This window comes from Micromonospora sp. WMMA1923, from assembly GCF_049179195.1.
GTDB classification, from domain to species: domain Bacteria; phylum Actinomycetota; class Actinomycetes; order Mycobacteriales; family Micromonosporaceae; genus Micromonospora; species Micromonospora yangpuensis.
This window is the reverse complement of the sequence record NZ_JBMHLZ010000001.1, coordinates 4,840,741-4,852,325: the sequence shown is the minus strand read 5'-3', so window position 1 is coordinate 4,852,325 and position 11,585 is coordinate 4,840,741. Positions and strand designations below refer to the sequence as shown.

12 protein-coding genes are annotated in these 11,585 nt (G+C 73.6%); 5 read left to right on the top strand and 7 right to left on the bottom strand.

The window, feature by feature from the left end; translation table 11 throughout:
• Window positions 1-23: 23 nt before the first annotated feature.
• Window positions 24-1,610, bottom strand: a complete 1,587-nt coding sequence (locus ACN28G_RS21905) for an alpha/beta hydrolase (protein ID WP_091443847.1) — start codon at window positions 1,608-1,610, stop codon at window positions 24-26.
• Window positions 1,607-1,903 carry a type VII secretion target gene (locus ACN28G_RS21900; RefSeq protein WP_091443843.1) on the bottom strand — a complete coding sequence of 99 codons (297 nt, stop codon included), beginning with the start codon at window positions 1,901-1,903 and terminating at the stop codon, window positions 1,607-1,609. Before ACN28G_RS21900 ends, ACN28G_RS21905 begins: the two co-directional genes overlap by 4 nt.
• Window positions 1,904-2,162: 259 nt before the next feature.
• Here ACN28G_RS21900 and ACN28G_RS21895 point away from each other — a divergent pair, with 259 nt between their 5' ends.
• The 5 genes from ACN28G_RS21895 (at window position 2,163) to tsaE (ending at window position 6,952) form a co-directional block, all read left to right on the top strand.
• Entirely contained in the window at window positions 2,163-2,531 is a 369-nt protein-coding gene (locus ACN28G_RS21895) for a holo-ACP synthase (RefSeq protein ID WP_091447337.1), read from the top strand.
• 103 nt (window positions 2,532-2,634) lie between these two features.
• The gene (locus tag ACN28G_RS21890) at window positions 2,635-4,104 is read left to right on the top strand and encodes an NAD(P)H-hydrate dehydratase (RefSeq protein WP_091443834.1); all 1,470 of its coding nucleotides are present in this window, start codon (window positions 2,635-2,637) and stop codon (window positions 4,102-4,104) included.
• A 106-nt stretch (window positions 4,105-4,210) separates the two neighbouring features.
• Window positions 4,211-5,329 (top strand): alanine racemase, encoded by a 1,119-nt coding sequence (alr, locus tag ACN28G_RS21885; RefSeq protein WP_421480237.1) that lies wholly within the window; start codon window positions 4,211-4,213, stop codon window positions 5,327-5,329.
• A 56-nt stretch (window positions 5,330-5,385) separates the two neighbouring features.
• Complete coding sequence (locus ACN28G_RS21880; RefSeq protein ID WP_373868403.1) at window positions 5,386-6,435, top strand: alpha/beta fold hydrolase; 1,050 nt, start codon at window positions 5,386-5,388, stop codon at window positions 6,433-6,435.
• A gap of 34 nt (window positions 6,436-6,469) precedes the next feature.
• Window positions 6,470-6,952 (top strand): tRNA (adenosine(37)-N6)-threonylcarbamoyltransferase complex ATPase subunit type 1 TsaE, encoded by a 483-nt coding sequence (tsaE, locus tag ACN28G_RS21875; protein WP_091443822.1) that lies wholly within the window; start codon window positions 6,470-6,472, stop codon window positions 6,950-6,952.
• Between the two features lie 40 nt (window positions 6,953-6,992).
• Here the strand turns inward: tsaE and ACN28G_RS21870 are convergent, their stop codons facing one another.
• The 5 genes from ACN28G_RS21870 to ACN28G_RS21850 form a co-directional block, all read right to left on the bottom strand.
• Window positions 6,993-7,121, bottom strand: a complete 129-nt coding sequence (locus ACN28G_RS21870) for a type II toxin-antitoxin system HicA family toxin (protein ID WP_421480236.1) — start codon at window positions 7,119-7,121, stop codon at window positions 6,993-6,995.
• Between the two features lie 91 nt (window positions 7,122-7,212).
• Window positions 7,213-7,425 (bottom strand): type II toxin-antitoxin system HicB family antitoxin, encoded by a 213-nt coding sequence (locus ACN28G_RS21865; protein ID WP_091443818.1) that lies wholly within the window; start codon window positions 7,423-7,425, stop codon window positions 7,213-7,215.
• 128 nt (window positions 7,426-7,553) lie between these two features.
• The gene (locus ACN28G_RS21860) at window positions 7,554-8,468 is read right to left on the bottom strand and encodes an IS5 family transposase (protein WP_421478084.1); all 915 of its coding nucleotides are present in this window, start codon (window positions 8,466-8,468) and stop codon (window positions 7,554-7,556) included.
• Window positions 8,469-8,611: 143 nt separating this feature from the next.
• On the bottom strand, window positions 8,612-9,565 hold the full coding sequence (locus ACN28G_RS21855; protein WP_175440653.1) for a DUF6999 family protein: 954 nt from the start codon (window positions 9,563-9,565) through the stop codon (window positions 8,612-8,614).
• Entirely contained in the window at window positions 9,558-11,558 is a 2,001-nt protein-coding gene (locus tag ACN28G_RS21850) for a 3-oxoacyl-[acyl-carrier-protein] synthase III C-terminal domain-containing protein (protein WP_421480235.1), read from the bottom strand. The genes ACN28G_RS21855 and ACN28G_RS21850 overlap by 8 nt, the downstream gene beginning before the upstream one ends.
• Between the last annotated feature and the right edge of the window lie 27 nt (window positions 11,559-11,585).

Genomic DNA, 11,585 nt, shown 5'->3' with positions numbered 1-11,585 from the left:
GCGTCCGTCGACGCGGGGCCAGGTCAGCGGCCGAGCACGACCCGGGCCATGCCGTCCAGCGCCGGGTTGTCGGCCTCCCAGTAACCGGTGTGACCGGACCGGTCGCTGCCGAACGTCCGCCCGCCGAACCCCGGGTCGCTCGGGTCACGGCCGAACCACAGCCCGCCGTCGGGCCGGTCGACCAGGCCGCCCACCGGGCCGAACGGGGGCACCGCCGACGCCGCCCGCCGGAGCAGGTCGTCCGGCGGGCGGACCAGCCGGATGGGGTCGTCCGGCGCGGTGCTCGACCACACCTGCCCGGCGGGCACCCGCAGCTCACCGGCGTGCTGCACGCCGACCCCAGGCGAGCCGACGAAGACCAGGGCGTCGGTGGCGAGCCCGTGGTCCCGGGCGGTGGTGCCGACCACCGTCGACCCGTAGCTGTGCCCGAGCACGGTCTGCCGGGCCGGCGGCCCCTCGTGGGTGGCCCGCAGCCCGTCCTGGAACCGGTGCAGGGCCGGCCCGGCGTCCCGGGCCTGGGTGGCCCGGAACGCCTCGTGCAGGAAGTCGGGCGCGTCGTAGTCGAGCCAGAGCACCGCGGCGGTCTCGGCGCCGGGGGCGAGCGCGGCGCACCTGGCCTGCACCCGGCCCGCCCGCCCCAGCTCACCGGTGGCGTCGGCCAGCCCCGCCGTCATGCCCGGCACGTAGGTGAGCACGTGCTCGGCGCGGTCCGGGTTGCCCAGCGCGACGATCGCCCGCCCCTCCCCGCCCGTGCGCAGACCCAGCAGGTACGCCCGGGGGGTCTCCCGGGCGGACAACCGGTCGGTCAGGGCGCTCAACCCGGTAAGTGCCGCCGCCACCCGGCGTAACCCGGCCACCTCGGCCGGCCCCCGCGGGAACCGGGTCAGCAGCCGCCCCCGCTCGGCCAGCAGCTCCGCGCGCCGGTCAGCGAGGAGCAGCCGGTTCGCCTGGTCCCGGTCGGCCACCGGCACCCCGTCCAGCGCGCCGACCCGGCCGGGCTCGTGCCGGACCAGCCAGCGACGCTGGGCCGGGGTGAGCCCGGCCCACCACCGGCGGACCAGGGCCGGCTCGGCGTCCGGGCCCGGCCGCCAGGGCGGCGGCTCGGCGCTCCATCCCGACCCGGCCGCACCGGCCAGCTCGACCAGTCGCCGGGTCGCCTCCCGGTCGGCCGCATCGGCGATGGCCAACGCGGCACCCACCGCCTGCGACACCTGCGCCACCGCCGGCCCGACCTGGGCTGTCGGCAGGGCTCCGAACGGGGCGGCCGACACCCGACCGTGCCTGTCGATCCGTAACCCGCCGCGATCGGCCGCTTCGACCGCGGCGGCCAGCCGGGCCTTGGCCGCGCGCAACCGCCCGGCGAGCTCGGCGAGCACCTGGTCGGCCTCGACCAGGGCGGGAACGACCGAGGTCAGCTCGACGCGCAACCCGGTGAGTCGTCCGTCGGCAGCCCGCGCCGCATCACCGGACCAGCCGCCGCGCAACCGACCGGCACCGGTGGCCAGCTCACCGCCCCACCTGTCGAACCGGCCGGTGAGCCCACCCCAGGCGGCGCCGGCGCCCCGCCAGCCCTCGGGGTCGGCCGCCCAGAGCCGTGCGTAGGAGTTCACCGGGAGAACCGGGTCAGGCGACCGGCGGCCCGGTCGTCCACCGCCTGGTAACCGTCGGCGGCGGTGCCGAGCGCCCCGGCACTCTCGGCCAACCGGGCACCGACCCCGCCACACCAGCGGTGCACCGCCCACTCCAGCTCGGCCAGGGCCGCCGCGGCCGACCACCGGGGTGCCGGCACGACCAACCCCGGGGCCCCGGCCAGCCCGTACGCCAGCCGGTGGGCCTGGTCGGTGAGCCCACCCGCCACCTCACGCAGCAGGCCCGGGTGCACCTCGAACGGCTCCTCGCCCATCTGACCGACTCCTCGCTCCCGGCGTCGACCCGACCGCTCCGGCTTCCGGCACCCTCGCCCGGTCGTCAGCTCGAATCGCTCTGTGTCGGATCGACTCGTTTTGTTTCGTCCCGACCGATGACGCTAGGCGGTACGCCGGAGCGGCGGTACCGCCTGTGGACAACCGGCGGTGGTCGTACCGCGAGGTTTTCCACAGGTCTTGCCTCCGGCGGACCCGGTGGGTAATCTGCGGCGCTTTGCCGCCGGTAGGGTGGGTTGGGTGATCGTGGCTGTCGGTATCGACGTGGTTCTGGTGGACCGGTTCGCCCGTGCGTTGGCCCGGACCCCGCTGCTGGCCGACCGGCTCTTCACCGAGGGCGAGCGGTACACCGCCTCGGGCAACCCACGCTCGCCGGAATCCCTGGCCGCCCGGTTCGCGGCGAAGGAGGCGGTGGCCAAGGCCCTCGGCGCGCCGGCCGGGCTGAGCTGGCACGACTGCGAGATCGTGCCGGACCCCGACGGACGGCCCTGGCTGACGGTCTCCGGCACGGTGGCGTCGGCCGCCAGCGAGCGGGGGGTGAACCGCTGGCATCTGTCGTTGTCCCATGACGGCGGGATCGCCTCGGCGATGGTGGTCGCGGAACGCTGACCGAGGGACCGCGGTGGTAGCGGAACGCTGACCGAGGGAGCGCGGTGGTAGCGGAACGCTGACCGGCGGACCGCACGATTCTGGACCGGACGGGAGCACAGGCATGAGACCGGTGTGGCGGGTGGCCGACGTACGGGCGGCCGAGGCGCAGCTGATGGCCACCCTGCCGGCGGGCACCCTGATGCGCCGGGCGGCGACCGGCCTGGCCCGCCGCTGCGCGCTGCTGCTGGCCGACCGGGGCGGGGTGTACGGCGGTCGGGTGTTGCTGCTGGTCGGCTCCGGTGACAACGGCGGTGACGCCCTGTTCGCCGGGGCGCAGCTGGCTCGGCGGGGAGCGGCGGTCTCGGCGCTGCTGCTCGACCCCGCCCGGGCGCACGCGGAGGGGCTGACCGCGCTGCGCCTGGCCGGTGGCCGGGTGGTGGACCGCCCACCGGCAACTGTCGACCTGGTGCTCGACGGCATCGTGGGCATCGGCGGCACCGGCGGGTTGCGGGAGCCCGCCGAGCAACTGGCCGCCAGCCTCCCCCGGCACCTGGGCCGCGACGGTGACCGGGCGACCGTGGTCGCGGTGGACGTGCCCAGCGGGGTCGCGGTGGACACCGGTGACGTGCCGCTGACCGCCGCCGGCCGGCCGAACGCGATCCGCGCCGACGTGACCGTGGCGTTCGGCGCGTGGAAACCGGCGCTGGTGGTCGGGCCGGCCGCCGCGCTGACCGGCGAGGTGGAACTGGTCGACATCGGGCTCGGGCCGTTCCTGCGCGGTACCCCGGCCCTGCAGGTGGTCGAGGGCACGGACGTACGCGACTGGTGGCCGGCGCTGGGCCCGGCGAGCGAGAAGTACACCCGGGGCGTGGTGGGGGTGGCGACCGGCTCGGCGACGTACCCGGGTGCGGCGGTGCTCTCGGTCGGCGGGGCCCTGGCCGGCCCGACCGGCCTGGTCCGGTACGCCGGGAGCGCGCGGGCCGAGGTGGTCCACCAGCACCCGTCGGTGATCGCCACCGAGCGGGTAGCCGATGCCGGGCGGGTGCAGGCCTGGGTCTGCGGCTCGGGCTTGGGCACCGGCGCGGAGGCCGCCGCCGAACTGCGTGCGGTGCTGGCCGCGCCGGTGCCGGTGGTGCTCGACGCCGACGCGCTCACCCTGCTGGTGGACGGCGGCATGGCCGACCAGTTGCGCAGCCGGGACGCGCCGATCGTGGTCACCCCGCACGACCGGGAGTACGCCCGGCTCTGCGGCGAGGAACCGGGCGCCGACCGGGTCGCCGCCACGCTGCGGCTGGCCGCCTGGATGAACGCCGTGGTCCTGCTCAAGGGCGATCGTACGGTGATCGGCATGCCGGACGGCCGGGCGTACGTGAACCCGACCGGCAGCCCGGCGCTGGCCACCGGGGGGACCGGTGACGTGCTGGCCGGACTGCTCGGGTCGCTGCTCGCCGCCGGGGTGCCGGCGGACCGGGCCGCGGCGACGGCGGCGTACCTGCACGGGCTGGCCGGTCGTGCCGCGGCCCGGGGTGGGCCGGTGACCGCGCCCGACGTGGCGGCGGCGCTGCGCCCGGTGCTGGCCGGGCTCGGCTGACCCGTGGGTGTCTGTTTGCAGGGGACCCTTCCTATACCGAAAGCGATAACAGGGGGCCCTTCCTTACCGGCGGGCTGGGGGATCATGCTGGACGTAAGGTGGGGGCATGTGGCAGGCCGAGGTACGCGTCGACCTCGACGCGATCCGTGACAACGTGGCCCAGCTCCGGGCGGGTACCAGCGCCGAGCTGATGGCGGTGGTCAAGGGCGACGGGTACGGCCACGGGATGATCCCGGCCGCCCGCGCCGCGCTCGACGCCGGGGCGGACTGGCTGGGGGTGTGCACCCTCGACGAGGCGCTGACGCTGCGCCGGGCCGGCATCGACGTGCCGGTGCTGGCCTGGCTGCTCGCCCCGGGGCTGCCGCTGCACGAGGGGGTGGCCGCCGGGGTCGACCTGGGCGCGGCCAGCCTGGCGCAGCTCGACGAGATGATCGAGGCGAGCCGTCGGGCGGAGCGGCCGGCCCGGCTGCACCTCAAGATCGACACCGGGTTGTCCCGGGGCGGGGCGACCACCGCCGACTGGCCGGAGCTGCTCGACGCCGCCGCCAAGGCGCAGGCCGACGGCCTGGTCGAGGTGGTCGGGGTGTGGAGCCACTTCGTCTACGCCGACCTGCCCGGCCACCCGACGACCGACCGGCAGCTCGCGGTCTTCCACGAGGGGCTGGCCATGGTCGAGCGGGCCGGGCTGCGCCCCCGCTACCGGCACCTGGCCAACTCGGCGGCCACCCTGACCCGCCCGGACACCCACTTCGACCTGGTCCGGCCGGGGATCGCCGTCTACGGGCTGTCGCCGGTGGCCGGTGAGCGCTTCGGACTACGTCCGGCGATGACCGCCCGGGCCCGGGTCATGCTCACCAAGCGGGTGCCCGCCGAGACGGGGGTCTCCTACGGGCACACCTACCTGACCGAGCGGGAGACGAACCTGGCCGTGGTGCCGCTCGGCTACGCCGACGGGGTGCCCCGGCACGCCTCCAACGTCGGCCCGGTGCAGCTCGGCGGTCGGCGGCGGACCATCGCCGGGCGGGTCTGCATGGACCAGTTCGTCCTCGACTGCGGCGACGACCCGGTGGCCGCCGGTGACGTGGTGACCCTCTTCGGCAGCGGAGCCGACGGCGAGCCCACCGCCGACGACTGGGCCGAGGCGGTCGGCACTATCAACTACGAGATCGTGACCCGGTTCGGCGGGGTCCGGGTGCCGCGCGGCTACGACGGGCAACGACCGTGAGCACGCCACGCCTGCGCCTGCCCCGCCCACGCAGCGCGGCGGGGAAGGTCGCCGGCATGGTGGGCGCGGCGGTCGGGGTGGCCGCCGCCGGGCTCGCCGCCGGCGTCGCCACCGAGCGGGCCCTGGTCCGCCGGCTCAAGGCCAACCCCGTCGACAGGTACGCCGACGAGGTCTTCGACCAGCTGCGCTACGACGAGGCGTACCGGCTGGAGATGCCGGACGGCACCGACATCCACGTGGAGGTGGTGGAGCCGACCCGGCCGGTCGAGGGCAACCCGACAGTGGTGCTGGTGCACGGCTTCTGCCTGGACATGGGGACCTTCCACTTCCAGCGCAAGCTGCTCGCCGAGCGCGGCGAGCACCGGATCGTCGCGTACGACCAGCCGGGGCACGGCCGCTCCGGTCGCCTGGAGAGCGGCGAGTACGACCTGACCGCGCTCGGCCAGACCCTGCGTCGGGTGATCGACCGGACCGTACCGAGCGGACCGCTGGTGCTGGTCGGCCACTCGCTCGGCGGGATGACGATCATGGCGTTGGCCGAGCTCTACCCGGAGTTCTTCGCCGACCGGGTGGCCGGCACCGTGCTGATCGCCACCTCGGGCGGGTTGCTGGCCGAGACCAAACTGGTCGCGCCGGCCCTGCTCGGGCGGGTCGGCGCGCCGGTGCTGCACATGGTCAGCAACGCCACCCGGTACGGCGGCACGGTGATCGACAAGGCCCGTCGTTCCACCTCCAACGTGGCCTGGCTGCTCACCCGCAGGTACGGCTTCGGCACCCCTGACCCCAGCCCCGCGCTGGTGTCGTACGTGGAGACGATGAACTCGCGGACCTCGGCCGACACGGTGACCCGCTACCTGCGGACCATCGCCACCCATTCCCGCTACCCGGCACTGGCCGCGCTGGCCGGCGCCCCGGTGCTGGTGGTGGTCGGCGACAAGGACATGATCACTCCGGTGGTCCACTCCGAGGAGATCGTCCGGCGCATCCCGCACGCCGAGTACGTCAAGATCAACGACAGTGGGCACGTCGTCATGCTGGAACACGCGGACGAGGTGAACGCCGCGCTGGAACGCTTCCTTGAGGACCTGCGAGCCCCGCAGTCGTGAACGGAGGAAGACCTGTGAGTGTCAGGGAGGATCTGTGAGTGACGCCGTGCGGCTGCCGACGCCGGCCGACACGTACGACTTCGGCCGCCGGCTCGCCCGGCTGCTGCGCCCCGGCGACCTGGTGCTGCTCACCGGTCCGCTCGGGGCCGGTAAGACCGCGCTGACCCAGGGCATCGGGGCCGGTCTCGGCGTGCTCGGCGACATCACCTCGCCGACCTTCGTGATCGCCCGGGTGCACCGGGCGGACCCGGCCCGGGGTGGCGGCACGGCGCTGGTGCACGCCGACGCCTACCGGCTGGGCGACGCGGCCGACCCGCGTGCCGAGATCGACGACCTCGACCTGGACGCCTCGGTGGACGACTCGGTGACCGTGGTCGAGTGGGGGGAGGGTCTGGTCGAGCAGTTGACCGACGCCCACCTGCGGATCCGCCTCGACCGGCACGACGACGACAGCCGCGAGGCGGTACTGGAGCCGGTCGGCGGCGACTGGGCCCACCGCCTGCGCGACCTGCCCTGACGCCGACGCGAGCCCTACCACTGCGTCAAGTGCCCTGACGTCAGCGGATCAGACCGATGAACTCATGCGGCGTCAGTCCGGCCTGACGGAGGATCGACGCCAGAGTGCCGCGTTTGATCGTTGCGTGCTGTGGCACCACCACGACGTTCCCGGCACCGTTTCGATACACCGCGTGACTGCCCTTTGTGCGTACGTGGTCGAAGCCCGCGTTCTTCAGGCCTCTACGACCTTCCGTAGCGGAAGGTCAGCGAGGGCGGGGCTCACGCCGCCCGACCGACCTGGAACGAGGTGACCAGCGGAGTCGTTTCGATGGTCGGTTGGGCGACCTCGTCGAGGTACACCTCGACTGCCTCGCGTAGGTTCGTCAGCGCGTGGTCCAGCGTCTCACCCTGGCTGGCGACGTCGAGCTCCAGACAGCGGGCGACGTACCAGTCCTCTTCCTGGTGCACAGCGGCGGTGAGCGTGCGAATCATGCTGCCTCCGCGACAATCCGATCGACCAGGCCATCCTCCTCAACGACCTCACCGTGCCGGGTCACACCGAGGCGGACGGGGTGTTGCGGTGTAGCCGACCGGCCGCGAGGCGGTACTGGAGCCGGGATCTAGGCTGTGTTTCGTAGTGCGCGGAGCCATTGGTTGATGGCGGCGATGGTGAGGGTGGCTTCGTAGCGCACGGCGAGTTTGTCGTATCTGGTGGCCATGGCGCGGTGGTGTTTGAGCTGGTTGATGCCGCACTCCACGGCGTGACGCAGGCGGTAGACCTCGGGGTCGAAGGCGGGTGGACGTCCGCCTTTGGACCCTTTGGCCTTGCGGTGCGCGTCCTGGTCGGCCTTGCTCGGGATGCACGCTCGGATGCCCCGGGATCGTAGGTGGGCTCGGTTGGCTTTGGACGTGTACGCCTTGTCGGCCAGCACCATGTCGGGGCGGGTCCGGGGCCGGCCGCCACCGGCGCGGGGGACACGTAGTTTGGCCAGTACGGGGATGAACTGTGGGCTGTCGCCGTGTTGTCCGGCGGTCACCACCATGGCCATCAGTTTGCGGCCCTGCTCGCAGGCCAGATGGGTCTTGGTGGTCCAGCCGCCCCTTGACCGGCCGAGGCCGTGATCTGCCGGCTCGGTCTGCACACCACCGGGTGGCTCCTTCTGCGCCTGCCCGTCACGGCGGGCCCCAGCGGCGTGCTGGTGGGCACGGCTGATGGTCGAGTCCACGCTCACCGTCCAGCCGATCAACCCCGCCGCGTCCGCCATGGCCTGCAACGAGGTGAGGATCTGCGCCCAGACGCCGTCGCGCTGCCAGCGCCGGAACCACCGGTACAAGGTCTGCCACGGCGGGTAGGACGCGGGCACGTCCCGCCATGGTGATCCGGTCCGGACCCGCCACCGGATCCCGTCGATGATCACTCTCATGGTCCATCTGCGCGGCCGAGCATGACCCGTTCCCGCAGGCAGCAACGGCTCGAGGACCGCCCACTGCACGTCGGTCAGGTCATGTCGCCTCGCTGCCGCTACGCTCGGCACGAGGTCTCCGGTGTGAAGTTCCAGCTTGGTCGCTGAACCAACTACCGGAGACCTCTCCCATTAGCGACCACCGCCACGCCCCAACAACGCCGCCCTACGAAACACGGCCTAGCCGCAGCCGCAGCCGCAGCCGTCGGCGGGAGTCAGCCCCGGTGCCGGGTGTGGACCGGCCGACTGCGCAGGCCCGGCTCTGACGGTCGCTGCCGGCGGGTGGGGCGGGTCGTCGGTGCCGCGGTGACCTCGGTGTCCAGGGCGATCAGCCGGGCGAAGGCGTACTCGCAGATCACCGCGTGCTCGTAGACCGCCTGCGGCACGTCGATCGTGGAGTCGACCCGCAGCACCGGGCCGGCCGGCCGCCAGGACAGGAACGTCGGATCACCGGTGATCTGGGTGAGCAGGGCCAGCAGCGAGGTGTCCAGCCGCATCGAGTGCACCGCCCGGCGGTACTCGGACCGGGTGAGGCAGAGCGCGAAGGGGATGTTCATCAGGCAGAGCGCGGTCTGGATGTCCAGGTTGAGCAGGCGACGCCGGCCGGGCTCGGCGTCCAGCGGCGGCACGGTGAGCATCGAGGTGTCCAGCGGGCCGCCGCGTCGGTCCAGGTAGCGGAGCAGTCCGCCCTGGGGGGTCGCCGCGTCGCCGAGGCCGATCAGCACGTCGTAGACGTTGAGGTCGTGCTCGATCACCGCCCGGTCGCCCAGCTGCCGCAGGTTGGTCGGGAGTAGTTCCACCTCCCGCAGCCCGGGTACGCCCGCGTTGCGGACCACGAAGTTGAGCAGGCGGGTCTCCACCACGAAGTGCCGGATCAGCAGCTCACCGGCTTCCGGGGAGACGAACCGGCGGAGGAACCAGACGCAGAGGGTGTCCATCGTGGCGTGCGCGCGTAGCTGCCAGGGCAGCAGCCGTTTCACCACGCCGATCAGGGTGACCGCGAGCCGGGACATGATCCGTACCCACGGGTAGAGCCAGCTCCGCGACCAGCGCCGCTGGTCGGCGACGACGAGTTCCAGGGTGCGCCGGCCGATCGGCACGGTGGGATCGGCCATGATCGCCTGCCACACCGAGGGTTCCCTCCGGCGGGTACCGGTTCGCTCAGTCATCGATCTCCTCCAGCTGCAGAGCGTAGAGCCGGGCCACCACCCGGGCCGTCCGGACGATCCGCTCGGCCCGGGGCCGGTCGATCAACCCCGAGCGGAGTACGTCCCGCAGGGCGGCGAAGTGGTCGTCGTCGTTGGCGCCGTGGTAGAGCAGGAAACGCAACTGCTCCTCGGCGAGCCCGAGCTGTTCCCGCAGCTGGCCCGCCCAGCGGGCCGCCTTGGCCGTGCCGAGGCCCTCGATGACGAACATCGCGCCCAGCAGGTCCACCGGGTCGGGCTGGCTGGCCTGGTGGAACATGAAGGCGGAGAGCGCCTCCGAGCCGGCGTTCTTCGGCGCGGTACGGATCTCGGTGAGGTCGCCGCCGACGGACTGGAAGTCCTCTTCCAGCAGCCGGAAGTCGCGGTGCTCCTCCAGGGCGTGGTGCAGGGCGGCGCTGCGCAGCTCGAACAACTCCTCGGAGAAGTTCGACGCGGCCCGGGAGATCCACCGGCCGCCCTCCACCACCTGGGGGCGCAGGGTGAGCAGCAGCCGGCGGTAGTCGGCCAGGGTGGCCGTGCCGGTGTCGAGGCGGCGCAGCACCGGCACCCGGCGCAGCCGGGACTCCAGGTCGGCCCAGACCCCGGCCAGCTCCAGCACGGTCCACCGGACGACCTCGTCGTCGTCGGCCCGAGGCGACCCGAGCGGCGACTCGACCGCGCCCGCCTCGACCGTCGCCGCCTCGACCGTCCCCGTCTGGCCGACCGTCTGGCCGGTCGCCACCGGTCGGTCCACCGTCGCCCCGGACACCGTCGCCCCGGTCGCCGTCTGCCCGGTACGGCCGGAACGGGACGTGGGGGTCGGACGGTCGGCGGGGCCGACGCAGGTCAGGTGGGCGAAGGCGAACGAGAACCGGCCGGACTCGGGTACCACCAGCAGGATCCGGTCGCCGGGCGCGAACCGCCCGCTCTGCCACGCCTCGTCGAGCATCACGAAGATGCTCGCCGCGCCGGTGTTGCCCCGGGTGGACAGGTTGCTGAACCAGCGCTTCTCGTCGATCATCAGGTCCGCCTCGCGCAGCAGCCGGAAGATGTCCGCCCGGAAGTGCTCGGAGCTGTAGTGGCAGAGCACGTGGTCGACCTCGCGTGGATCGAACCGGCCGGCCCGGACCAGCCGCACGTACTCGCCGACGCCGGCGGTGAAGAGGTCCGGCAGGGCCCGTACGTCCTGGCGGAGCCGGAGCAGGCCGGCCTGCTCGGCCTCGGCGGCGGTGGCCCGGTCCAGCCAGGTGTCACCGGCCGCCGGCTGCCCGCCGGGCCGGTCGGCCAGCCCGGCGCGCATGCAGGTGGCGTGCTCGTGGGCGTGCGAGACCAGGTGGGTCCAGTCGACCCGCAGGCTCGGTCGGTCCGGTCGGGGACCCGGTTCGAGGACCACCGCCCCGGCGCCGTCGGAGAGGGTCCAGCGCAGGAACTGGGCGTCGTAGCCGACCCGCTGCCCGGACGCGCCGGCGGCGTACCGGCTCTGCTTGAGGGCCCGGCTGATCAGCTCGGAGCCGACGACGGCGGCCAGGTCGTGCTCACCGAGGCGGACGCTGGCCACCGCCGACCGGAACGCGGCCATGCTCGACGCGCAGACCCCGGCCGCCGAGAGGGTCTCCAACGGACCGGCGTCCAGCCGACCGTGCACCATCGAGGCGAAGCCCGGCACCAGCACGTCGCCCTGGGTGGTCCCGGTGGCGAGCAGACCGAGTTCCCGGACGTCCCGACCGCTGGACTTGACGGCCCGCAGCACCGCCTCGGCGGCCAGTTCCTCGTTGAGCATGGTGGTCCGGCCGACGGCGTCGAGGGCGTAGTGCCGGGACCGGATGCCGTTGGCGGCGAGCACCCGACGTCGTACGGCCGCCGCGGCGGAACTGCCGTCGTCGCCGAGCAGCCCGACCAGTTCGTCGTTGCCCACCGGCTCGCCGGGCAGGTACGAGGCGCAGCCGGTGATGTGCACCTGGAGAGTCATGCCGTCCATTTGGCCAGCTCGGAGCGGTCGGCGCAT

Coding starts and splice junctions, on each gene's coding strand:
- ACN28G_RS21890 (WP_091443834.1), top strand. CDS start 2,635: ATGAGACCGGTGTGGCGGGTGGCCGACGTACGGGCGGCCGAGGCGCAG.
- ACN28G_RS21880 (WP_373868403.1), top strand. CDS start 5,386: ATGGTGGGCGCGGCGGTCGGGGTGGCCGCCGCCGGGCTCGCCGCCGGC.
- ACN28G_RS21855 (WP_175440653.1), bottom strand. CDS start 9,565: ATGACTGAGCGAACCGGTACCCGCCGGAGGGAACCCTCGGTGTGGCAG.
- alr (WP_421480237.1), top strand. CDS start 4,211: ATGTGGCAGGCCGAGGTACGCGTCGACCTCGACGCGATCCGTGACAAC.
- ACN28G_RS21865 (WP_091443818.1), bottom strand. CDS start 7,425: ATGATTCGCACGCTCACCGCCGCTGTGCACCAGGAAGAGGACTGGTAC.
- ACN28G_RS21850 (WP_421480235.1), bottom strand. CDS start 11,558: ATGGACGGCATGACTCTCCAGGTGCACATCACCGGCTGCGCCTCGTAC.
- ACN28G_RS21900 (WP_091443843.1), bottom strand. CDS start 1,903: ATGGGCGAGGAGCCGTTCGAGGTGCACCCGGGCCTGCTGCGTGAGGTG.